This window comes from Oharaeibacter diazotrophicus, from assembly GCF_004362745.1.
Classification (GTDB): Bacteria; Pseudomonadota; Alphaproteobacteria; order Rhizobiales; family Pleomorphomonadaceae; genus Oharaeibacter; species Oharaeibacter diazotrophicus.
Window position 1 is genome coordinate 668,825 of sequence record NZ_SNXY01000006.1, and the last position, 21,782, is coordinate 690,606.

The following is a 21,782-nucleotide window of genomic DNA, read 5'->3' on the forward strand; positions in this document are numbered from 1 at the left end:
GGCCCGCGGCGTCGACGCCGCGGGCCTCTTCGTTTCGGGTCATGGCTCGACGGGCTGGCAGAGGCTCAGCCCTCCTCGCCGCCCTCGCCGATGTCCGAGAGGTGCTCGACACCGACGACGCGCTCGCCCTCGCCGGTGGTGAAGATGCGCACGCCCTTCGACGCGCGCGAGGCGATGCGGATGCCCTCGACCGGCACGCGGATCAGCTGGCCGCCGTCCGAGATCAGCATGATCTGGTCGGTCGCCTCTACGGGGAAGGCGGCGACGAGCTTGCCGATCTCGTCGAGCTTGGTCTGGTCGGTCGCCTTGTTGCCCTTGCCGCCGCGGCCCTTGATCGAGAACTGATAGGACGACGAGCGCTTGCCGTAGCCCTTCTCGTTGACGGTCAGGACGAACTGCTGGTTGGCGTCCATCTCGGCGTAGCGCTCCGGCGAGAGCTGGGCGTCGCCGCCGATCTCCTCGTCGGCCTCGTCGGTGTCGGCGTCCTCGAGATCGGCCTCTTCGCCGGTGACCGCGCGCTGGTTGGCGTTCCACTGCTTCTGGAACAGGTCGCGCTCGGCCGGCTCTGCCTCGAAATGGCGCAGGATCGTCAGCGAGATCAGCTGATCGCCCTCGCCGAGCGCGATGCCGCGCACGCCGGTGGAATCGCGGCCCTTGAAGACGCGGACATCGGTCACCGAGAAACGGATGCACTGGCCGAGCGCCGAGACGAGCAGGAAGTCGTCGTTCTCGGTGCAGGTCTCGACGCCGACGATGCCGTCCGCCTCGTCGTCGAACTTCATCGCGATCTTGCCGTTGCGGTTCACGTTGGTGAAGTCGCTCAGCTTGTTGCGGCGCACGGTGCCGAAGCGGGTCGCGAACACCACGTCGAGATCGGCCCAGGTCTCCTCGTCCTCGGGCAGGGCCAGGATCGAGGTGATGCGCTCGCCGTCCTGCAGCGGCAGGAGGTTCTTGATGAACTTGCCGCGCGACTGCGGATTGCCGAGCGGCAGACGCCAGACCTTCATCTTGTAGGCGATGCCGCGCGAGGAGAAGAACAGCACCGGCGTGTGGGTGTTGGCGACGAACAGGCGGACGACGAAATCCTCCTCCTTGGTCGCCATGCCCGAGCGGCCCTTGCCGCCGCGCCGCTGCGCCCGGTAGGCCGACAGCGGCACACGCTTGATGTAGCCCTCGTGCGACACGGTCACGACCATGTCCTCGCGGGCGATCAGGTCCTCGTCCTCCATGTCGGCGTCGGATTCGAGGATCTCGGTCCGGCGCGGCGTGGCGAAGGCGGTCTTGAGGTCGGTGAGTTCGGTGCGGATGATCTCCAGCACCCGGGCACGCGAGCCGAGGATGTCGAGATAGTCCTTGATCTCGTCGGCGAGCTTGTTGAGCTCGTCGGCGATCTCGTCGCGGCCGAGCGCCGTGAGGCGCTGCAGGCGCAGATCGAGAATGGCGCGGGCCTGCTCCTCGGAGAGGTTGTAGGTGCCGTCCTCGTTGACGGTGTGGCGCGGGTCGTCGATCAGGCGGATCAGCGGCGCGACGTCGTGTGCCGGCCAGCGCCGCGTCATCAGCTGCTCGCGGGCGGTGGCCGGATCCGGCGCGTTGCGGATCAGCTGGATGACCTCGTCGATGTTGGCGACGGCGATGGCGAGGCCGACGAGGACGTGGGCGCGGTCGCGCGCCTTGCCGAGCAGGAAGCGGGTGCGGCGGGTGACCACCACCTCGCGGAAGCCGACGAAAGCGACCAGCACGTCCTTGAGGTTCATCACCTCGGGCCGGCCACCGTTCAGCGCCACCATGTTGACGCCGAACGAGGTCTGCAGCGGCGAGAAGCGGTAGAGCTGGTTCAGGATCACGTCGCCGACGGCGTCGCGCTTCAGCTCGATCACCACCCGCATGCCCTGGCGGTCGGACTCGTCGCGCAGGTCCGCGATGCCCTCGATCCGCTTCTCCTTCACCAGTTCCGCGATCTTCTCGACCATCGCGGCCTTGTTGACCTGGTAGGGGATCTCCGTGACGATGATCGCCTCGCGATCCTTGCGGATCTCCTCGATCGTGGCGCGGCCGCGCATCACCACCGAGCCGCGGCCGGTGAGATAGGCCTGCCGGATGCCGGAGCGGCCGAGGATCTGGGCGCCGGTCGGGAAGTCCGGACCCGGCACGATGTCCATCAGGTCCTCGATCTCGACGTCGGGCTGGTCCATCACGCGGATGGTGGCGTCGATGACCTCGCCGAGATTGTGCGGCGGGATGTTGGTGGCCATGCCGACGGCGATGCCGCCGGCGCCGTTGACCAGCAGGTTCGGGAAGCGCGCCGGCAGCACCGACGGCTCGCGTTCCGAGTTGTCGTAGTTCGGCGTGAAGTCGACGGTGTCCTTGTCGAGGTCGTCGGTCAGCGCGTTGGCGACCTTCTCGAGCCGGACCTCGGTGTAGCGCATCGCCGCCGGCGGATCGCCGTCGACCGAGCCGAAGTTGCCCTGACCGTCCACCAGCGGCAGCCGCATCGAGAACGGCTGCGCCATGCGCACCAAGGCGTCGTAGATCGACTGGTCGCCGTGCGGGTGATACTTACCGATGACGTCGCCGACGACGCGGGCGGACTTGCGATACGGCTTGTTCCACTCGTAGCCGTTCTCGTGCATCGAGTAGAGGATGCGCCGGTGCACCGGTTTCAGGCCGTCGCGGACATCCGGGAGGGCACGGCTCACGATCACGCTCATGGCGTAGTCGAGATAGCTGCGCTTCATCTCGTCGGAGATCGAGATCGGCTTGATGTCGGCGGGCGGCTCCGTGCCCGCCGGTCGGTTGTCGTCGTCGGCCAAAAGAGGGCGTCCCCTGCATTAAATCGATGCCCCTTCTAGCCGATTCCGGCCGGCGAGGCCAATCGAAGGGACCGCTCGTCCACTATCCCGGCGATCCGGCCGAAACGTGGCGCATCACCCCTGCCCTCACGTCTTCACGTCGATCGATTCCGCCACCGGTTGGAACAGGCCGACGAGGTCCTGGTCGAGCTTGCCGCCCATCTCGCGCAGGATGGAGAAGGCCTTCTCGGGCGAGAACGGGGGCTTGTAGGCGCGGCGCTCGATCAGGGCGGCGTAGATGTCGGCGATGGTGACGATGCGGATGAGGTCGGGGATCTCGCCGCCGCGCAGACCGTGCGGATAGCCGGAGCCGTCGAGGTATTCGTGGTGCAGCAGGGCGACGTCGGCGATCTCGCCGGCGGTCTCGGGAAAGCGGCGCAGCATCTCGTGACCGACCGTGACGTGGGTGCGCATCAGCCGCATCTCGTCGTCGGTGAGCTTGCCCGGCTTGTCGATCACCGCCTTCGGGATCGCCGACTTGCCGATGTCGTGGAAGAAGGCGGCGAGGAACACGCGCTCCATCTCGCCGTGCGGAAAGCCCAGCGAGGACGCGAAGGCGGTGGCGAGCGTCGTCACCAGCGAGCAGTGCTGGATCGTGGTGTCGTGGTTCTGCGAGATGGTGTCGACCAGGAGGAACAGGCTGGTGCCCTGGATCTTGTCGACGTAGGTGGAGGTGAGGTCGGTATAAAACTTGTGATCGAAACTTGTCTGTCCGGAGAAGAGATCCAGCGCCGACGTCGTGGCCTGGAAGACCGACATCGCCACCGCTTCCGCCTCGGCGGCACGGGCGCGGGCACCGAGCAGGACGTCGGCCTTGATCTGACCGATCAGCTTGAAGAGATGTCCGAGGCCGTTGTTGGCGTTGCAGTAGTAGCGGATGCCGAGCTGCTCGAGCGCGGCGATGTCGCGCGCCGGCACGGATTCGGCGTAGGCGATCGCCTTGCGCATCGCCGGTGAACGTCCGACGCTCTCGCGAAACTGCCGGGCCACGGGCACGCCCGGTCCGTCGAGCAGGATGTAGACGTCTCCGTCCGGGACCGCGGTAGAGCCCTTCAGGACCGAGACGGGCGCGTCGATGCCGGATCGCTGCAGCGCGGCCGCGAGGGGGCGGCCCGCCTCGGGCGTCCGGCACACCACGGGAACCATGCGAGCAACCCTCCATGCCCGACCAGCGATACGAGCATGTTGCGCTCGGCTGCTTAATGTTGGGTGACCATGCGGTATGTCTCGCAAAATTTTGCAATCGCCCTGCAGTTCCAAACCATGTCTCTTTGCACGGCGCAAGGGCGATCGGTCGGACATTGAAGGATGAGGGTCGGTACTTCGTCGAGCCCCGGCATGCCGGAGCTCGACGTGACCGAGGTCAGTCCTTCTTGTCGAACGGGTTGTCGCCGCCCGCGCGCATCTGGATGCGGATCGGCACGCCGGGCATCTCGAAGGTCTCGCGCAGGCCGTTGACGAGATAGCGCATGTAGCTCTCCGGCATCGCCTCGGGGCGCGAGCCGAACAGCACGAAATAAGGCGGGCGGGTCTTCGCCTGCGTCATGTAGCGGATCTTGAGGCGGCGCCCGGCGACGGCCGGCGGCGGATGGTGCTCGAGCAGGCCGGTCAGCCAGCGGTTCAGGCGACCCGTCGAGACGCGGGTGTTCCACAGGTCGTAGGCGCGCACGCAGGCGTCCATCAGCTTGTCTAGGCCCTGGCCGGCGAGGCCGGAGAGCGTGACGAGCTGGACGCCGCGCACCTGCGGCAGCAGCCGGTCGGCCTCCTCGCGCAGTTCCTTGAACTTGGCGGCGCGGTCCTCGACGAGGTCCCACTTGTTGAGGCCGATGACGAGCGCCCTGCCCTCGCGCACGATCAGGTCGACGATCTGCAGGTCCTGCTTCTCGAACGGGATGGTGGCGTCGAGCAGCACGACGACCACCTCTGCGAACTTGATCGCGCGCAGGGCGTCGGCGACGGAGAGCTTCTCGAGCTTCTCCTGCACCCGCGCCTTGCGGCGCAGACCCGCGGTGTCGAACAGCTTGACCTCGCGCTCGCGCCACGACCAGTCGACGGCGATGGAATCGCGGGTGATGCCGGCCTCGGGGCCGGTGAGCAGGCGGTCCTCGCCGATCAGGCGGTTGATCAGCGTCGACTTGCCGGCGTTCGGGCGCCCGACCACGGCAATGCGCAGCGGCCGGACCGGGTCGTCGCCGACGACGTTGCCCTCCTCGTCGACCGCGACGCCGGTGACGGCCTCGTCGGCTTCGGCCGGCGCGGCGAAGCCGGCCTTGTCCTCGATCGCCTCGCGCAGCGCGTCGTAGAGGTTCGACATGCCCTCGCCGTGCTCGGCCGACAGCGGAATCGGATCGCCGAAACCGAGCTCGAAGGCTTCGTAGAGGCCGGGCTCGGCGGCACGGCCCTCGGCCTTGTTGGCGACCAGGATCACCGGCCGCTCCATGCGGCGGACCACTTCGGCGAAGTGCTTGTCGAGCGGCGTCAGGCCGCTGCGGGCGTCGATCACGAACATGATCGCGTCCGCCTCGCGGATGGCGTTCTCGGTCTGCTGGCGCATCCGGCCCTCGAGGCTCGCCGGATCGGCCTCCTCGAGGCCGGCGGTGTCGATGACGCGGAAGCGCAGGTCGCCGAGCTTGGCGTCGCCCATGCGGCGGTCGCGCGTCACGCCCGGGGTGTCGTCCACCAGCGCCAGCTTCTTGCCGACCAGCCGGTTGAACAGGGTGGACTTGCCGACGTTCGGCCGGCCGATGATGGCGACTGTGGCCTCTGCGGGCATGGCGGAATGGTCCTCTCGCGTATCGGGGCCGCGACGGGGCGGCCCTCTCTTGCATCTTAACGTCCGGAGCATCGTCCGGAAACGAACGAGGGCGGCACCCGCGGGATCGGACCCGCGCGCACCGCCCGGAATATCCGGCACCGCCGGTCAGTTCAGTGCGGTCAGCCGGCCGTCGCCGCCGAGCACGACGATCCGTCCGTCGACCGCGATCGGCGCGATCGCGCCCTCGAGGCCGATCGCACCGACCGGGCCCGACGAGCCGTCGCGCGCGTCGACCGAGGCGATCTTGCCGTCGACCGAGACGGCCCAGAGCCGGCCGTTGGCGAGCAGCGGACCGGCCCAGGTGACGCGGCGCTTGCCCGAGGCGGATGGCAGCTGCGTCGCCCACAGCACCGTGCCGCGGGTGCGGTCGAAGGCGACGAGACGGTCCGACAGGTCGACCAGGAACACGGCCTCGCCGGACACCACCGGGGTGTGGGCGCTGCCGATCGCCTGATCCCAGACCACCTCGCCGGTGTCCGCCTTCAGCGCCACCAGCCGGCCGCCGACGCCGGTGGCGTAGACCACGCCGGCGTGGACGACCGGGCTCGCCGACGCGTCGCGCAGGCCCGTGACGGCGTCGATGCGCGATCCGCCGGTGACCGTGCCGCGCCACTTCTCGGCGCCGCTGGCGAGATCGAGCGCCAGGATCGCACCGGAGTTGGTCGGGGCGATCACGAGGTTGCCGGCGACCGCCGGGCTCGAGGTGCCGAGGAGGCCGGCGCCGCTGCCGTCGGACGACGCGGTCCAGGCCTTGGCGCCGGTGGCGGCGTCGAGGGCGAACACGGTGCCGGCCTGCGTCACCGCCACGACCTTGCCGGCCGCCGCGGTAGGCGCGCCGCGCGCGGGCGCGTCGAGCTTGGCCCGCCAGACCACGCCGCCGGAACCTGCGTCGAGCGCCACGACCTCGCCGAAGCCGGTGGCGGCATAGACGCGGCCGCCGTCGACGGCGACGCCGCCGCCGTTGACCGCATCGCCCTCGCCCTGCGGCCGGACGTTGACGCGGAACACCCGGCCGCCGTTCGAGGCGGCGGTGGCGGTGACGTTGCCCTCGGGATCGTAGCTGTAGACGACGCCGCCGGCCGCCACGGGCCGGGCGGAGACGCGGATGCCGGCGCTCGAGGAGAAGCCGAAGGTGCCCGACGCCGAGGCGCGGCCGGCGTCGGTGCTCCAGGCGCTGCCGCCGGCCGAGCCCGCGGCGACGTTGCCGGGGTCGTTGGCGGCGTTGCCGCCCGGCTGCGGCCAGCCGGACAGCGCCGTCGGCGCGCCGATCACGGCCGGCTTGCCGGTGACGGCGGCGACAGGGTCGGCGCCCTCCAGGACGGAGCGGCGGTTGCCGGGAACCTTCTGCTCTTCCTGCTTGAACGGGTTCAGGTTGGAAATCGCGTCCACCGGCCCGTCGGTGCCGCAGCCGGCGACGGCGAGCGGGGCGATCGCGGCGAAGACGAGGGCGTAGCGGCGGGCGCGGGGCATCGGATCAGGACCCGGCCGGCGTGGCGGGCTTGGCCGGCTCGCCGGCCGCGGCGCGGACGATACCGGAGAGGATGCCGGCGCGGGACGACACGTCCTGCGGCGTCTGCGGGTCGTTGTCGATCTTGGCGAGGGCGGCGCGGGCCTCGTCCCAGGCCTCGGCCTTGACGGCGGCGAGCGCCACCAGTTCGCGCGCCGAGAAGCGCCACGGGCTGACGTCGTTGTCGTAGGGGGCGACGCGGGCCTTGATCGCGGCGAGGTCGTCGCGGTCGACAGCGACCATGGCGGCACGGAGCGCCGCGACGTCGCGGATCTCCTGCGGCACCGCGGCGTCCTTGGAAATCGTCTCGAAGGCGGCGAGGGCGTTGTCAGTCTCGCCGGCGGCGAGGCGCTCGGCGGCGGCGCGCATCAGGGCGAGCGCGCGATAGTCCTTCGGCGCGTCGGAGGCGAAGGCGGTCAGCGCCTCGGCGACGGCACCGTGGTCCTCGTCCTTGGCGGATGCGAGGGCGGCGCGGAAGGCGTCGCCGGCGGCGGCGGCCTGGCGCTCGGTGTAGTATTCCCAGCCGCGCCACGCGGCGGTGCCGGCGACGATCAGGACGGCGACACCGATCACGACGCCGCTGTAGCTCTTCCAGAGCTTCGTCAGCCGGTCGCGCCTGAGGTCTTCGCCGACCTCGTCGAAGATGTCCGTCATTCCGTCCTCTCGGATCGTCCCGTCGGGCCGGCGCTCCGCCGACCTCCTCCGGACAGGCGTTTACAGGCTTTTCGGCGCGTCGCCAACGTCGCGGCGCGCCGGAAGCCCGGAAATCCGTCAGCCGAGCGGCGCGACGCCGATCAGCCACAGGTGCAGCACCGTGACGAACAGGGCGTAGACCACGAGACCGGCGATGACCGCGATCGCGTCGTTGGCCGCGCGTGGCGGCGCCGTGACCACCGCGGGGCGCGGGTGGCGCTTGGCCGAGATCCGCGCGGCGACGGCCCAGGCGAGGAACGAGCCGAACAGGACGACGTCGGCGAGCGTGCCGTTGGCGATCAGGTGGGCGAAGGCCCAGATCTTCACCGCCGCCAGCATCGGGTGCTTCGTCGCCCGCGAGATCCGGCCCGGCAGGTAGGCCGCGAACAGGAGCGGGAACACGAAGATCATCAGCGTCGCCGCGAGGTGACGGGTGAAGACCGGCGGATCCCACAGCGGGACGGGGGCCTCGCGGGCGGCGCCGTAGCCGACCACGATCAGCACCAGACCGACCAGCGAGACGAGGGAGTAGAGCGCGCGGAACGGCATGGCGCCGAGGCGCGCCGCGAGGGCGTCGCGCGCCGACGGCGCCACGATGCGGACGGCGTGCGCGCCGAGGAAGACGACGAGGCCGAGGAGCAGGATCGTCATGGGATCACCCGTCGGGGGCGTTCGCGCGGACGGCGGGTGTCCGCTCGGGCGGGTGCGCGGGGGCGCGCCGACGCCGTGCGCCCTCCCCGAACGAGGGCAGCGGCGAAGACTTAGCTCGAATTATCTCAATCTCAACCCCTTCGCGTCATCGTGGCTCGGTCCCCGGGAGGTCGTCATGTATCGCTTCGCCACCCTGGCCGGTCTCGTCGCGTCCGTCGTCGCGATCGCCCCCGCCGCGTCCGCCGCCGAGGCGCCGCTACCCGATTCGCTCCAGCTCGCCCTGATCCGCCCCGCCCTGCCGACCACGCCCGACCTCGTCGAGCCGGCGGCGCTGCATCCGGACGGCGACGTCGCCGAGGCCCCGCGCCAGCCCTCGCTGGCGGCGCGCGCCGCCCTCGCGCCGAAGGTGATCGTCAAGGTCGACATCGGCGCGCAGCGCATGCGCGTGATCGTCGACGGCACCGAGCGCTATTCCTGGAAGGTCTCGACCGCCGGCCGCGGCTACGTCACGCCGACCGGGCAGTGGACGCCCTACCGGATGCACACGATGTGGTACTCGCGCAAATACGACAACGCGCCGATGCCGCACGCGATCTTCTTCACCGGCGGCTACGCCATCCACGCGACGCCGCACGTCCGCCGCCTCGGCTCGCCCGCCTCCCACGGCTGCGTCCGCCTGCACCCCGACAACGCCAAGGCCCTGTTCGCGCTCGCCAAGGAATACGGCCGCGACAGCATGCGGGTGGTGATCAAGCGCTGAAGGGGTGGTGCGGTCGAAGCGCGGGCACCCCGCTCGAGCCGACTTGGTCCGCGAAGGCGGACCATCCACGCCCGTTCAGGGCCGCATCGGCATGAAGGCGGACACGGAAACGTCCGGCCCCAGCCCGTAGATGGTCCGCCTGCGCGGACCAGCCCATCCGGAGGGCATGCGAATCCCGAACCCGGTTCGACTTCGCCGCGTGACACTACCCGAGGGGCCGCCCGAACCGGCCGGCCGGACCTGACGTCCGACCGGCCTGTCCGTTCTTACTCCGCCGCTTCGGCGGCCGCTTCCGCGCGGGCTCGGGCGACGTCGGGCGGGGTGGTCTCGGCGGCGAGCATGGCGAGGGCGTCGGCAAGGCTCGTCGCCTGAGGATGCTGGCTGCCGAGCCGGCGGACGTTGACCGCGTTCTCCTCCGCCTCGCGCTTGCCGCAGACGAAGATCAGCGGGACCTTCGCGTGGCTGTGCTCGCGGACCTTGTAGTTGATCTTCTCGTTGCGCAGATCGACCTCGGCGCGGATGCCGGCCTTGCGCAGGGTCTCGTAGACCTTGAAGGCGTAGTCGTCGGCCTCGGAGGTGATGGTGGTGACGACCACCTGCACCGGCGAGAGCCACAGCGGGAAGTGCCCGGCGTAGTTCTCGATCAGGATGCCGAGGAAACGCTCCATCGAGCCGCAGATGGCGCGGTGGATCATCACCGGCGTCTTCTTCTCGCCGTCCTTGTCGACGTAGAAGGCGCCGAACCGCTCCGGCAGGTTGAAGTCGACCTGGGTGGTGCCGCACTGCCACTCACGGCCGATGGCGTCGCGCAGGGTGTACTCGAACTTCGGGCCGTAGAAGGCGCCCTCGCCCGGATTGATGCCGGTCTTGATCCGCCCGCCGGAGTTGGCGGCGATCTCCTCCAGCACCTTGGTCATCACCTCCTCGGCGTGATCCCAGAGCGCGTCGGAGCCGACGCGCTTCTCGGGCCGGGTCGAGAGCTTGACGGTGACCTCGTCGAAGCCGAAGTCGCGGTAGACCGACAGGATCAGGTCGTTGATCTTGTGGCACTCCGCGGCCATCTGCTCCTCGGTGCAGAAGATGTGCGCGTCGTCCTGGGTGAAGCCGCGTACGCGCATCAGGCCGTGCATGGCGCCGGAGGCCTCGTAGCGGTGAACGACGCCGAATTCCGCAAGACGGAGCGGCAGTTCGCGGTAGCTCCTCAGACCGTGCTTGAAGATCTGCAGGTGGCCGGGGCAGTTCATCGGCTTGAGGGCGAACAGGCGCTTGTCCTCGGCCTCGTCGCCGGCCGACTGCACGCCGAACATGTTCTCGCGGTACCAGCCCCAGTGGCCGGAGGTCTCCCACAGGCTCTTGTCGAGCACCTGCGGGGCGTTGACCTCCTGGTAGTCGCCGCGCAGGCGCCGGCGCATGTAGGCGACCAGTTCCTGGAAGATGGTCCAGCCCTTGCCGTGCCAGAACACGACGCCCGGGCCCTCTTCCTGGAAGTGGAACAGGTCCATCTCGCGGCCGAGCCGGCGATGGTCGCGCTTCTCGGCCTCCTCGAGCATCTTCAGATAGGCGTCGAGGTCCTCCTGGGTGTGCCAGGCGGTGCCGTAGATGCGGGTCAGCATCTCGCGGTCGCTGTCGCCGCGCCAATAGGCGCCGGCCACCTTCATCAGCTTGAAGGCGTTGCCGATCTTGCCGACCGAGGTCATGTGCGGACCGCGGCAGAGGTCGAGCCACTGACCCTGGCGGTAGATCTTGAGGTCCTGTCCGGCGGGAATCGCGTCGACCAGCTCGATCTTGAACGCCTCGCCCTTGGTGGCGAACCAGTCCTTGGCCTGATCGCGGGTCCAGACCTCCTTGGTGAAGCGGGCGTCGCGCGCGATGATCTCGCGCATCTTGGCCTCGATCTTCGGCAGGTCCTCCGGGGTGAACGGGCCCTCGGGGCGGTAGAAGTCGTAGTAGAAGCCGTTCTCGATCACCGGGCCGATGGTGACCTGGGTGCCGGGGAACAGCTCCTGCACCGCCTCGGCCATCACGTGCGCGGCGTCGTGGCGGATCAGCTCGAGCGCGCGGGGATCGTCGCGGGTGACGATCTCGAGCCGGGCGTCGGCGGTGATGGGATCGGAGAGATCGGCGAGCACACCGTCGAGCGCCATCGCCACGGCCTTCTTGGCCAGTGACTTGGAGATGCCCTCGGCGATCGCCTGTCCGGTGGTGCCGGGCTCGAAGGGCCGCACGGAACCGTCGGGGAAGGTGACGTGGATCATCGCACACGCGTCCTCTGCTGCTCACTCCCGCAGACGAGCGCGGGTAAGCGGGTTTCCAAACGGAAGCGGGTATAGAAGGCCGGGCGGCCGTTGTCCAACCGGCGGACGACGCCGGTCTGCCGGCAGTGACCTTGCCTTGCCCGCGAAGGACGACGATCCCCCGCGACCGTCGTCGCGGGGGATCGTGGATTCGGGAGCGGCACCGGGTCAAGGCGCCGGGCGGAGCCTCAGAGCCCGAAGGTCGAGCAGAGCGAGGCGCCGACGCCGGCGGCGGTCTTGGTCAGGCCCGCGGCGGTGGAGCGGCCGAGCACGACGCAGACGTCGTAGAAGAGGATGCCGCCGGAGGGGTAGCCGACGAAGCTCTGCGACGTCGTGGGGCTGTCCCACACGGTCTTCAGGCCGGGGCCTGTGCCGTAGAAGGCGCTTGAACCCCAGGCGATCTTCTTGCCGGTCGTCGGGGTGGTGTTGCTGTCGTAGGGCAGGCTGTACTGCAGCGACTGGTAGGGCCACTCCCAGTCGCAGGGCAGCAGCTGGGTCTGCCACTCGCAGCCCTTGCCGCCGCGGTAGGTCGCCGAGGTCGAGCCGCGCTCGTCGGCGTAGCCGTCGCGCAGCGAGGAGCTCGCGAAGGGCTTCGGCTCGAACATGCCCATCTCGTAGCCGTTGGCGATCAGCGCGACGTAGCGGCCGCCGGAGTTGGCCGCGTTCCAGGTCCAGCTGGAATTGCGGGTGACCGGGTTCGTCGTGGTCACGAAGTGCTTGCGGTCGCCCCACATCACCTTGCCGACCGCGCTGTTGCCGCCATTGTCGAAGGCGAGCACGCCATAGGGGGCACGGACGTCGAAGCTGGCCTGATCGGGCTTCAGGCCGGACATGTTCACCTGGACGCGGACGAGCGGATAGTCGCGGCCGGACTGGAAGTACCAGGTCTGGGTCGCCGGCATCAGGTAGCGGGCGTAGGCCGACGCGGTCAGCGGCAGCGCCGGGCTGTCGGAGCCGTTGGCGTTCACCGGGCGCTGCGCCACGGTGCCGTAGCGCGGGTAGGCGATGGTGGCCGCGTAGGCCATCACGGCGCCGTTCTGGCGCACCGCGGTGCCGATGGTGGCCGGGAAGCCGAGGCCGAGCGGCGAATCGTCGGCGTGGAAGATCTTGCCCGCGATGGTGTCCTGGCTGCCGTCGGCGAAGTCGCGGTAGCGCTCGTGCGAGACGAAGTAGCCGAAGCCGCCGTCGCCGCCGGCTGGAGCCGGTGCCACCACGTTCTTGACGCCCGAGGCGTCGCGGTACTGGTAGGTCATCCGGATGGCGTAGCCGCCGTTGCCGGTGTTGCCGGAGCCCTGCTTCTTGAACGAGACCGAGCGGACGAGTCCGGCGGAGTCGTACCAGCGGAAGGTGTCGACGGCGACGCCGCCGATCGTCTCGGCGACGCGCTCGACCTTGCCGGCCTCGAGGGCGGCGGCCGAATGGCCCGTGAGGGCGGTGGCGAGAAGGAGCGTGGGCAGGAAGAACTTGGCGAGCATGTCCGATTTCCTCGTGCAGCGGGTTCGCTCTGGACGGTCCTCCGACATCCCGCATGGTCGGTCCGAACCGTTCGCGGTGCCGTCGGCCCCGCTTGCCCCCTCCGCGCCTTACGGTCTGTCGCCGCGGCGTCACGACCCTATCACCGGCGTTCACGGCTTCGTAGCGGGACACTTTCCCTCTCGACCGTCGGCGCGCCCTGATCCATAAGGTCGCCTTATCAATTCTTCGTCCGGCCGATCATGCTGATCCCCCTCATCGTCGCCTGCGCCCTCTTCATGGAGAACCTCGACTCGTCGGTGGTCTCCACCTCGCTGCCCGCCATCGCCCACGACCTCGCGGTCGACCCGATCGCGCTCAAGCTGGCCTTCACGAGCTACCTGATCTCGATCGCGGTGTTCACGCCGGTGTCGGGCTGGTTCGCGGACCGCTTCGGTGCCCGCACCGTGTTCCGCACCGCGATCGTGGTGTTCGTCGGCGGATCGATCCTGTGCGGGCTGTCGTCGACGCTCGAGGGCTTCGTCGCCGCCCGCGTCGTCCAGGGCGCCGGCGGTGCGATGATGGTGCCGGTCGGCCGGCTCGTGCTGCTGCGCACGGTCCCGAAGGCGGACTACGTCCGGGCGCTGTCCTGGCTGACCGTGCCGGCGCTGATCGGGCCGGTCATGGGCCCGCCGGTCGGCGGCTTCATCACCACCTATTTCGATTGGCGCTGGATCTTCTGGATCAACGTGCCGATCGGCATCGTCGGCATCGCCCTCGTTCAGGCCTACATCGCCAACATCCGCGAACCCGAACCGCGCCGCCTCGACGTCGCCGGCTTCCTGCTCTCGGGCATCGGTCTCGGCGGCTTCGTGTTCGGCGTCGCCGCCAGCGGCATCGGGCTGCTGCCGGCGCCGGTGATCGCCGCGATGGTGACGGTCGGCGCCGTGGCGCTCGCCGGCTACGTCGTCCATGCCCGCCGGGCGGCCGACCCGCTGATCGATCTCCGGCTGTTCCGGATCGGCACCTATCGGACGTCCGTCGTCGGCGGCCTGTTCTTCCGCGTCGGAGTCGGGGCGATCCCGTTCCTGCTGCCGCTGATGCTCCAGGTCGGCTTCGGCCTCACCGCCTTCCAGAGCGGCATGCTGACCTTCGCCGCCGCGGCGGGCGCCATCACCATGAAGTTCACGGCGCCCTGGATCCTGCGCCGCTTCGGCTTCCGCACCGTGCTGGTGGTCAACACCGTGACCGCCACGGTCTTCCTGGTCGCGAGCGCCCTCTTCACGGCGGCGACGCCGAGTGCGGTGATCTTCGCGGTGCTGCTCGTCGGCGGCTTCTTCCGCTCGCTGCAGTTCACGGCGCTGAACGCCCTCGGCTTCGCCGACGTCGACCGTCCGCGCATGAGCCAGGCGACCAGCCTGTCGAGCGTGACGCAGCAGCTGTCGGTGTCGCTCGGCGTCGCGGTCGCGGCCGGGGCGCTGGAGTGGACGCGCAGCATGCGCGCCGACCACGCGCTGATCGCCGCCGACTTCGGCCCCGCATTCCTGATCGTCGGTGCGATCAGCCTGATCTCGCTGGTGTTCTTCGTACGGCTGCCGCCGGGCGCCGGCGCCGAGGTCTCGGGCCACCGCGCCCGGCCGGTGCCGGTCGCGGCGGAGCTTCAGGACCCCAGCCGTGTCGAAGGGTCGATGTGAGCGCCGGTCCAGCGCGCCGCGCGCCAGGGCGCCCACCAGCGGTGCCCGGGCGGCAGCGCCTCCGGGATGGGATCGTAGCCGTCGGCACCCCACGGGTTGCACCGCAGGATGCGGGCGAGGCCGATCCAGCCGCCGGTCCACAGGCCGAAGCGGGCGATCGCCTCGTCGGTATAGGCCGAGCAGGTCGGGGCGTAACGGCACTGCCGGCCGATCAGCGGCGACAGCGTCAGTTGGTAGAGGCGGATCGCGGCCCGGCCGATCAACCGGCCGGGCGTGCGGGGTGCCGGATCCCCGGGGCGGCAGGCGGCGCACATGCCGTCAGATCCGGGTGTCGGACACGGGGACGTCACTCCGCCGCGCCGTCGGCGGTCGCCGCCGCGCGCTTGCGTTCGATCTGGTCGAGGCAGTCGACCACCGCGTCGAAAGTCAGCAGCGTCGAGGCGTGACGGGCCTTGAAGTCGCGCACCGGTTCGAGGAAGCGGAAGTCCTCGAAGCGGCCGGCCGGCGGCGGACCGTTCTCCTTCAGCATCCGGCGCATGGTGTCGCGCAGGTCGCGCAGCTCCGGCGCCGTGGCCCCGACCACCGTGCGCGCCATGATCGACGACGACGCCTGGCCGAGGGCGCAGGCCTTGACGTCGTGCGCGAAGTCGACGACGCGGTCGCCGTCGAGCTTCAGGTCGACGATCACGGTGGAACCACAGAGTTTTGAATGCGCCTTGGCGCTCGCGTCCGGCTCGGCGAGGCGGCCGAGACGGGCGATGTTTCCGGCGAAGTCCAGGATCCTGGCGTTGTAGATGTCGTCGATCATGACAATCGGCCGCGGAACCGAGTACTCGCTTCCGCTCTTCGAGGGGACGGGTCGCCTTTCAAGGCGTTCTGGTCCCGCGTATATAAGCGAGCCCGGCCGGATCCGCCATCGCCGCCGGGAGGCGCGTCGGCATGCCGTCGCGTGGTCCGATCCTCGCGCCGGGACGTAAGACGGGTGGATTACACGAAGTCAGGGAGTTTCCCCATGGACGCCATCCTCACGCCGGCCGGCCTGTTGCAGCGCAGCGCGCCGGCGACCGACGCGCCGCGCCGCCGCCCGACCCGCGAGGAGGCCGAAGCGGCCGTCCGCACGCTGATCGCCTGGGCCGGCGACGATCCGACCCGCGAGGGCCTGCTCGACACGCCGAAGCGCGTGGTCAAGGCCTACGGCGAACTGTTCCGCGGCTACGACGAGGATCCGCACGCCGTCCTCGACCGCGTGTTCGAGGAGGTGTCGGGCTACGACGACCTCGTCCTCGTCCGCGACATCCCGTTCCAGTCGCACTGCGAGCACCACATGGTGCCCTTCGTCGGCAAGGCGCACGTCGCCTACTACCCGGCCGAGGGCGTCGTCGGGCTGTCCAAGCTCGCCCGCGTCGTCGACATCTACGCCCGTCGCCTCCAGACCCAGGAGACGATGACCGCGCAGATCGTCGCCGCCATCGACGAGGCGCTGAAGCCGCGCGGCATCGCCGTGATGATCGAGGCCGAACACATGTGCATGTCGATGCGCGGCGTCCAGAAGGCCGGCGTCTCCACGCTCACCACCCAGTTCACCGGCGTCTTCCGCGACGATCCGACCGAACAGGTCCGTTTCATGACGCTCGTCCGCTCCAAGTGAGCGGACGGCCCCCCTCGAAAGCCACGATGACCGCCGACCGCCCCCTCTTCCCCGCCCTCGCCTCCAAGCAGGAGGCCGAGGGCGGCGCCGTGTTGGCGCCCCGCTTCGGGGCCGACGGCACCATCACCTGCGTCACCCTCGACGCCGACACGGCCGAGGTGCTGATGGTCGGCCACATGAACGCCGAGGCGCTGGCGCTGACGATCGAGACCGGCGAGGGCTGGTACTGGAGCCGCTCGCGCGGCGAACTCTGGCACAAGGGCGCCACCAGCGGCAACGTGCAGAAGGTGGTCGACCTCAGGATTGACTGCGACCAGGACGCCGTGGTGATGACCGTTCGCGTCGACGGTCACGGCGCCACCTGCCACACCGGCCGCGTCTCCTGCTTCTACCGCTCGGTTCCGCTCGGCCAGAAGGCGGCCGACGGGCCGGTGCGCCTCGTAGACGTCGGCGGCGAGCGGCGCTTCGACCCGAAGGACGTTTACGGCAAGGGATGACCAGCCTCAGCTGGAGACACGGGGGAAGGACCGCATCGCCTTGAAGATCGTCTCGAATGCCGCGTCGATCTGCTCCGGGGTGTCTCCGACGGCGTAGAGCCCGGGCGTCGCGCAGGAGGCGAGGTTGGGGCCGAGGTTGGCCCGGATAGGTTTCACGTATGTATTGTACCATCCATTGTAAGGGATGTCGTAGTACATCGTGTAGATGACCGCCAGCTTGTAGCCCGCGTCCTTGATGGCCTGGCACTGGTCGAGGTCGAAGGCGCGGATCAGAGGACGGCCGTTCGAATCCTTGCCGCTGCCGCCGTCCTGCGAGCGCAGACCGTCGGTGACGAGTACGACGATACGGTCGGCATTCGGATCGTTGCTGGCGGCCGTCAGCCGGGCGAGTTCGGTCAGGTAGTTCGGCACCGACGATTCCCACAGCGTGTTCGCCAGTCCGCTGGTGCCGTAGCCGAGGTCCACACCGGAAAGCTGCGATGAGAAAGCCGACGCGTCGGACGTCAGGTCGGATACCGTCTTCAACTGGGAGGCCATCGACGTCAGGGCAAAACGGTTCACCACGCCATCGCGTGCCGCCGCGGCCTGCGCCAGCGACACGATCTTCGTGATGCCTTCCTTCGCGACGTCGATGCGCAGCTTCAGATTGTTCGCGCGGGCGATCGCGAGCAGGCTCTTGGAGCCTCCGCGAACGACGTGGCAGGCGAACTCGCAGCTGCCGGACCCGTTGGCCTGCGACAGGGCGATCAGGCTGCCGCGTGCCGCATCCGTCGCCGCCAGCCCCATCGAGTCGGAAGTGTCGAGCAGGAAATAGAAGTTCGTGTCGGGCGGCAGCCCGGACACGGCGGACGCCGCCCCGCCGATTCCGAGTTTCGAGATGCCGACGACGCCCATGAAGGTCGTCGACAACTCGGCCTTGTAAGAGACTGACGAGCGGCGCTGCGACGTGGCGAGGTCGATGGCGACCTCGACCTCGAAGTCGACGCCGATCGACAGGTTCGTCGAGGCGGTGCTCTTCAAGTAGCTTTCGGCGCTCGCCTTCAGTTCCGCCGCCGTCTTCGTGTTGTGCTCGTCGGACACGGCGAGCACGGCACCCTTGTCGGCGATCTCCTGGATAGCGTCGCGTGTCTCCGCCTGGCGGATGTAGTCGATCGACATTCCGACCGTCAGGGCGAGCGGCAACAGGCAGAGCGCTGCGATCATGGATATGGAGGCCCGGTGATCACCACGGAAAGAGCGCATGGCAGGTCCTGAGGGCTGCGCGGTCGAAACGACTGCACCCTCGGACCGATGCGGTGGACGAATTCATAAAATGAAAATGAGTGGAATTACCTGTTTGTATTAGGATTACCGTCGCATCAATCGGCGACGTAGGATTTTACGCGCTGCCTACCCATGGCCTCTGGAGCACGAGTTCCGTCACCGTCCCTCCCCATCGCCCTGCTACCATCGCCGAATCGCATCCAGCCGGAGCCGAGCCCCGCCGATGACCAGCTTCCGCACCGCCCGCGACATGGCCCTGACGCTGCGGCCCGACGAGTCCGTCTATTGCTTCCGGCGGTCGGTGCTGGAGAAGGACGCGAAGTCCTTCATGGAGTCCTTTCCCGGCAAGACGGCATATGCGGTCAAGACCAACGGCGAGCCCTTCGTGCTGAAGACCCTCGCCGATCTCGGGATCGACTGCTTCGACGTCGCCTCGCCGGCCGAATTCGCGGCGGCGCGCGCGGTCGCCCCGTCGGCGGAACTGCTCTACATGCATCCCGTCAAGGCGCAGTCCGACATCCGCCTCGCGCTCGAGACCTACGGCATCCGCACCATGGCGGTCGACCACGAGGACGAAGTCGCGAAGATCGTCCGCATCGTCCGCGCCCTCGACATGGACCCGGAGACGATCACGCTGTTCGTCCGGATCGCCACCAAGGGCCACGCCGCCTACGAACTCTCCAAGAAATTCGGCGCGGCGCCCGGCCACGCGGTCGAGCTAGTGCAGCGCATCCACGGCATCGGCTTCAAGGTCGGCCTCTGCTTCCACGTCGGCAGCCAGATCGAGGACCCGGACACCTACGAGCGCGCCCTCGCCTCGGCCGCCTGGGTGCGCTCGCGCGCCGGGGTGGAACTTGCCGGCCTCGACGTCGGCGGTGGCTTCCCGGCCGTCTACGGCGTCGACCGGCGCACCATGGGCAACGGCATGCCGGCCCTGACCGACATCATGGCGCGGCTGCGCCAGGACATCGTGGAGTGGGGCTTCGACGACCTGCCGCTGGTGGCCGAGCCCGGCCGGGTGATCTCGGCGCACTGCCTGTCGCTGGTGGTGCGGGTGCTGCTCAAGAAGGGCCGCCGGCTCTACATCAACGACGGCATCTGGGCGTCGCTGTCCGACAGCTGGACCGGCAAGATCACCCTGCCCGCCCGCCACGTCCCCGATCCGGCGCGGCGCCGGCGCACCGGCGACCCCAAGAACATCGTGCCGTTCCGCGTCTGCGGCGCCACCTGCGACAGCGTCGACATCCTGTCGCGGCCGTTCTGGCTGCCGGAAACGGTGGACACCGGCGATTGGATCGAGATCGGCCACATCGGCGCCTACTCGATGGCGCTCAGGACCCGCTTCAACGGCTTCTATCCCGACAAGGTCGTCGACGTGGAGGTTCCGTTCGACGAGGATGGGGCGGCCGAAAGCCTGGTTTCGCTGGAGACGATGGGCAGTTGACCGAATACACCGTCCGGACGGTCCGCAGCATCGACGACATCCCCGCCGCCGACTGGGACGCCCTCGCCAACCCCGGCTGGACGATGGCGCCGGGCGGAGCCCTGACGAAGGCGGCGGACGCCTCCGCGGCGCCGTTCAACCCCTTCGTCTCCCACGCCTTCCTCGCCGCGCTGGAGCGCTCGGGCTGCGTCTCGGCGCGCGCCGGCTGGCAGCCTTCGCATCTCCTGCTCGGCGACGACACCGGCGCGACCGTCGGCGCGGTGCCGGCCTACCTCAAGGCCCACTCGATGGGCGAATACGTGTTCGACCATTCCTGGGCCGACGCCTACGAGCGCGCTGGCGGGCGCTACTACCCGAAGCTCCAGGCCACCGTGCCCTTCACGCCGGCGACGGGACCGCGCCTGCTCGCCGCCGACCCGGCCCACCGTGCGGCCCTTGCCGACGCGCTGAAGGCGGTGGTGCGCCAGATCGGCCTGTCGTCCGGACACGTCACCTTCGCCACCGCCGCCGAGATCGAGACGCTGGAGGCGCGCGACTTCCTGGTCCGGTTCGACCAGCAGTTCCACTTCCTCAACCGCGGTTACGACAGCTACGACGACTTCCTCGCCGAACTCTCCTCGCGCAAGCGCAAGGCGCTGAAGCGCGAGCGTCGCGACGCGCTGGCGAACGGCATCACGGTGCGGCGGCTCACCGGCGCCGACCTGACCGAGGCGCACTGGGACGCCTTCCACGCCTTCTACATGGACACCGGCAGCCGCAAGTGGGGCCGGCCGTACCTGAACCGGGCGTTCTTCTCGCTGGTGTCGGAGGCGATGGCCGAGCGCATCCTGCTGGTGATCGCCGAGCGCGACGGCCGCCCGATCGCCGGCGCGCTCAACTTCCTCGGCTCCGACACGGTCTACGGCCGCCACTGGGGTTGCGTCGAGGACCACCCCTTCCTGCATTTCGAGGTCTGCTACCACCAGGCGATCGACCACGCGATCGCCCATCGGTTGGCGGTGGTCGAAGCCGGGGCGCAGGGCGAGCACAAGCTCGCCCGCGGCTACCTGCCGACGGTGACGCGCTCGGCCCATTTTATTCCCGACCCCGGTTTCCGCCGCGCCGTCGCCCGCTTCCTTGCCGAAGAGCGCGCCGCGGTGCTCGAGGCCGGCGAGGCGCTGACCGAGGCCGGTCCGTTCCGCCGTGGCGGCGAGGCCGAGGACGATTGAGGCCGGTTGCAGGCGCCATCGGTTGAAACGACGTGCAAACCTGCAACTTAAGATGATAGGATCATCCGCTCGCGGGGCGGAAGCAGCAGCGCCGTACCCGGCCGGCGCGATCCGGGGGACGGGCCTCCCGGACCGTGGCGACGGCCTCGCCCCCGAGCAGGAGACCGGCCATGACGCGCAAGCGTTGGAAGCTGGAGGTCGGCTTGACGAAATATGCGGACCGCTGGGTGATAACGGTCCGCATAACGTTCGCGTAGTCGATCAGAGGGAGGGCGGGGGCAAACCGCCCTCCCTCACTCCGAAAAGATACGCTCGCCATCCCGCGATTTCAATCACCGGCGGCAGGTCCGCCTCATCCGAGCAGGGTCGCGACGAAGCCCTCGACGCCGGTGGCGATGCGTTCGCGCTTCTTGCGCTCGGCGCGCAGGATCGCCTGCAGGTCGGCGTAGGCGCCGCCGAGGTCGTCGTTGACGACGATGTAGTCGAAGTTCGGCCACTGCGCGATCTCGGTGCGCGCGTTGAAGAGGCGCTTCTCGATGACGTCGGCGGCATCCTCGGCGCGCCGCGTCAGGCGCGACTTCAGCTCGGCCATGGTTGGCGGCAGGATGAAGACCGAAACGACGTCGGACGCCATCTTGTCGCGCAGCTGCGCGGCGCCCTGCCAGTCGATGTCGAACAGCACGTCGAGCCCGCCGGCGAGCGCGGTCTCCACCGGCTCGCGCGGCGTGCCGTAGAAGTTGCCGTGGACCTCGGCGGATTCCAGCAGTTCGCCGCCCTCGCGCATGCCATGGAAGCGCTGCGGCGTGATGAAGTGGTAGTGGACCTTGTCGACCTCGCTCGGTCGGCGGCCCCGGGTCGTTACCGAGATCGACAGCGTGAGGTCGCGGTCGTTCTCGAGCAGGAGGCGCGAGAGCGTGCCCTTGCCGGCGCCCGAGGGCGAGGAGATCACCAGCATCAGCCCGCGGCGGGCGATCTTGACGCGTTCGGTCGTGGTGGCGGTCATGGCA

18 protein-coding genes are annotated in these 21,782 nt (G+C 69.4%); 6 read left to right on the top strand and 12 right to left on the bottom strand.

Going from position 1 to position 21,782, the window contains the following annotated elements; translation table 11 throughout:
* Positions 1–65: 65 nt before the first annotated feature.
* From gyrA to EDD54_RS03285, 6 genes are all read right to left on the bottom strand, one after another.
* A complete protein-coding gene (gene gyrA / locus EDD54_RS03260) occupies positions 66–2,735 on the bottom strand; it encodes a DNA gyrase subunit A (protein WP_126541721.1) in 2,670 nt (889 codons plus the stop codon).
* A gap of 201 nt (positions 2,736–2,936) precedes the next feature.
* Positions 2,937–3,995, bottom strand: a complete 1,059-nt coding sequence (locus EDD54_RS03265) for an HD-GYP domain-containing protein (RefSeq protein ID WP_165644309.1) — start codon at positions 3,993–3,995, stop codon at positions 2,937–2,939.
* Positions 3,996–4,212: 217 nt separating this feature from the next.
* Positions 4,213–5,622: a ribosome biogenesis GTPase Der gene (der, locus tag EDD54_RS03270; RefSeq protein ID WP_126536616.1), complete on the bottom strand. Its 1,410-nt coding sequence runs from the start codon at positions 5,620–5,622 to the stop codon at positions 4,213–4,215.
* A gap of 147 nt (positions 5,623–5,769) precedes the next feature.
* Positions 5,770–7,134 (bottom strand): outer membrane protein assembly factor BamB family protein, encoded by a 1,365-nt coding sequence (locus EDD54_RS03275; protein ID WP_126536614.1) that lies wholly within the window; start codon positions 7,132–7,134, stop codon positions 5,770–5,772.
* A gap of 4 nt (positions 7,135–7,138) precedes the next feature.
* On the bottom strand, positions 7,139–7,825 hold the full coding sequence (locus tag EDD54_RS03280; RefSeq protein WP_126536612.1) for a tetratricopeptide repeat protein: 687 nt from the start codon (positions 7,823–7,825) through the stop codon (positions 7,139–7,141).
* A 117-nt stretch (positions 7,826–7,942) separates the two neighbouring features.
* Complete coding sequence (locus tag EDD54_RS03285) at positions 7,943–8,515, bottom strand: NnrU family protein (RefSeq protein ID WP_126536610.1); 573 nt, start codon at positions 8,513–8,515, stop codon at positions 7,943–7,945.
* A 175-nt stretch (positions 8,516–8,690) separates the two neighbouring features.
* Between EDD54_RS03285 and EDD54_RS03290 the strand changes: the two genes are divergently transcribed.
* A complete protein-coding gene (locus EDD54_RS03290) occupies positions 8,691–9,275 on the top strand; it encodes a L,D-transpeptidase (protein ID WP_126536608.1) in 585 nt (194 codons plus the stop codon).
* Positions 9,276–9,541: 266 nt separating this feature from the next.
* Here EDD54_RS03290 and thrS read toward each other — a convergent pair whose 3' ends face one another.
* Positions 9,542–11,530: a threonine--tRNA ligase gene (gene thrS, locus EDD54_RS03295; RefSeq protein ID WP_126536606.1), complete on the bottom strand. Its 1,989-nt coding sequence runs from the start codon at positions 11,528–11,530 to the stop codon at positions 9,542–9,544.
* Positions 11,531–11,757: 227 nt separating this feature from the next.
* On the bottom strand, positions 11,758–13,044 hold the full coding sequence (locus EDD54_RS03300; protein WP_126536604.1) for a hypothetical protein: 1,287 nt from the start codon (positions 13,042–13,044) through the stop codon (positions 11,758–11,760).
* Between the two features lie 240 nt (positions 13,045–13,284).
* Between EDD54_RS03300 and EDD54_RS03305 the strand changes: the two genes are divergently transcribed.
* Positions 13,285–14,715, top strand: a complete 1,431-nt coding sequence (locus EDD54_RS03305) for a DHA2 family efflux MFS transporter permease subunit (RefSeq protein WP_126536602.1) — start codon at positions 13,285–13,287, stop codon at positions 14,713–14,715.
* Here EDD54_RS03305 and yidD read toward each other — a convergent pair.
* The gene (yidD, locus tag EDD54_RS03310) at positions 14,682–15,029 is read right to left on the bottom strand and encodes a membrane protein insertion efficiency factor YidD (RefSeq protein WP_126536600.1); all 348 of its coding nucleotides are present in this window, start codon (positions 15,027–15,029) and stop codon (positions 14,682–14,684) included. The genes EDD54_RS03305 and yidD overlap by 34 nt on opposite strands.
* Positions 15,030–15,061: 32 nt before the next feature.
* Entirely contained in the window at positions 15,062–15,523 is a 462-nt protein-coding gene (locus EDD54_RS03315; RefSeq protein WP_126536598.1) for an iron-sulfur cluster assembly scaffold protein, read from the bottom strand.
* 204 nt (positions 15,524–15,727) lie between these two features.
* Between EDD54_RS03315 and folE the strand changes: the two genes are divergently transcribed.
* Together folE and hisI are read left to right on the top strand one after the other, a co-directional pair.
* The gene (gene folE, locus EDD54_RS03320; RefSeq protein ID WP_126536596.1) at positions 15,728–16,363 is read left to right on the top strand and encodes a GTP cyclohydrolase I FolE; all 636 of its coding nucleotides are present in this window, start codon (positions 15,728–15,730) and stop codon (positions 16,361–16,363) included.
* Positions 16,364–16,389: 26 nt separating this feature from the next.
* Positions 16,390–16,860 carry a phosphoribosyl-AMP cyclohydrolase gene (gene hisI / locus EDD54_RS03325; protein WP_126536594.1) on the top strand — a complete coding sequence of 157 codons (471 nt, stop codon included), beginning with the start codon at positions 16,390–16,392 and terminating at the stop codon, positions 16,858–16,860.
* Between the two features lie 6 nt (positions 16,861–16,866).
* Here the strand turns inward: hisI and EDD54_RS03330 are convergent, their stop codons facing one another.
* Positions 16,867–18,063 carry a vWA domain-containing protein gene (locus EDD54_RS03330; protein WP_126536592.1) on the bottom strand — a complete coding sequence of 399 codons (1,197 nt, stop codon included), beginning with the start codon at positions 18,061–18,063 and terminating at the stop codon, positions 16,867–16,869.
* A 283-nt stretch (positions 18,064–18,346) separates the two neighbouring features.
* Here EDD54_RS03330 and EDD54_RS03335 point away from each other — a divergent pair, with 283 nt between their 5' ends.
* Together EDD54_RS03335 and EDD54_RS03340 are read left to right on the top strand one after the other, a co-directional pair.
* Entirely contained in the window at positions 18,347–19,567 is a 1,221-nt protein-coding gene (locus EDD54_RS03335; RefSeq protein ID WP_126536590.1) for an alanine racemase, read from the top strand.
* The gene (locus EDD54_RS03340) at positions 19,564–20,775 is read left to right on the top strand and encodes a GNAT family N-acetyltransferase (protein WP_207620255.1); all 1,212 of its coding nucleotides are present in this window, start codon (positions 19,564–19,566) and stop codon (positions 20,773–20,775) included. The genes EDD54_RS03335 and EDD54_RS03340 overlap by 4 nt, the downstream gene beginning before the upstream one ends.
* Positions 20,776–21,127: 352 nt before the next feature.
* Here the strand turns inward: EDD54_RS03340 and gmk are convergent, their stop codons facing one another.
* Positions 21,128–21,778: a guanylate kinase gene (gene gmk / locus EDD54_RS03345; protein ID WP_126536588.1), complete on the bottom strand. Its 651-nt coding sequence runs from the start codon at positions 21,776–21,778 to the stop codon at positions 21,128–21,130.
* Between the last annotated feature and the right edge of the window lie 4 nt (positions 21,779–21,782).

Excerpts from the sequence above, each read along its gene's own strand:
- gyrA (WP_126541721.1), bottom strand. The coding sequence starts at position 2,735 with ATGAAGCGCAGCTATCTCGACTACGCCATGAGCGTGATCGTGAGCCGT.
- EDD54_RS03265 (WP_165644309.1), bottom strand. The coding sequence starts at position 3,995 with ATGGTTCCCGTGGTGTGCCGGACGCCCGAGGCGGGCCGCCCCCTCGCG.
- der (WP_126536616.1), bottom strand. The coding sequence starts at position 5,622 with ATGCCCGCAGAGGCCACAGTCGCCATCATCGGCCGGCCGAACGTCGGC.
- EDD54_RS03275 (WP_126536614.1), bottom strand. The coding sequence starts at position 7,134 with ATGCCCCGCGCCCGCCGCTACGCCCTCGTCTTCGCCGCGATCGCCCCG.
- EDD54_RS03280 (WP_126536612.1), bottom strand. The coding sequence starts at position 7,825 with ATGACGGACATCTTCGACGAGGTCGGCGAAGACCTCAGGCGCGACCGG.
- EDD54_RS03285 (WP_126536610.1), bottom strand. The coding sequence starts at position 8,515 with ATGACGATCCTGCTCCTCGGCCTCGTCGTCTTCCTCGGCGCGCACGCC.
- EDD54_RS03290 (WP_126536608.1), top strand. The coding sequence starts at position 8,691 with ATGTATCGCTTCGCCACCCTGGCCGGTCTCGTCGCGTCCGTCGTCGCG.
- thrS (WP_126536606.1), bottom strand. The coding sequence starts at position 11,530 with ATGATCCACGTCACCTTCCCCGACGGTTCCGTGCGGCCCTTCGAGCCC.
- EDD54_RS03300 (WP_126536604.1), bottom strand. The coding sequence starts at position 13,044 with ATGCTCGCCAAGTTCTTCCTGCCCACGCTCCTTCTCGCCACCGCCCTC.
- EDD54_RS03305 (WP_126536602.1), top strand. The coding sequence starts at position 13,285 with ATGCTGATCCCCCTCATCGTCGCCTGCGCCCTCTTCATGGAGAACCTC.
- yidD (WP_126536600.1), bottom strand. The coding sequence starts at position 15,029 with ATGTGCGCCGCCTGCCGCCCCGGGGATCCGGCACCCCGCACGCCCGGC.
- EDD54_RS03315 (WP_126536598.1), bottom strand. The coding sequence starts at position 15,523 with ATGATCGACGACATCTACAACGCCAGGATCCTGGACTTCGCCGGAAAC.
- folE (WP_126536596.1), top strand. The coding sequence starts at position 15,728 with ATGGACGCCATCCTCACGCCGGCCGGCCTGTTGCAGCGCAGCGCGCCG.
- hisI (WP_126536594.1), top strand. The coding sequence starts at position 16,390 with ATGACCGCCGACCGCCCCCTCTTCCCCGCCCTCGCCTCCAAGCAGGAG.
- EDD54_RS03330 (WP_126536592.1), bottom strand. The coding sequence starts at position 18,063 with ATGATCGCAGCGCTCTGCCTGTTGCCGCTCGCCCTGACGGTCGGAATG.
- EDD54_RS03335 (WP_126536590.1), top strand. The coding sequence starts at position 18,347 with ATGACCAGCTTCCGCACCGCCCGCGACATGGCCCTGACGCTGCGGCCC.
- gmk (WP_126536588.1), bottom strand. The coding sequence starts at position 21,778 with ATGACCGCCACCACGACCGAACGCGTCAAGATCGCCCGCCGCGGGCTG.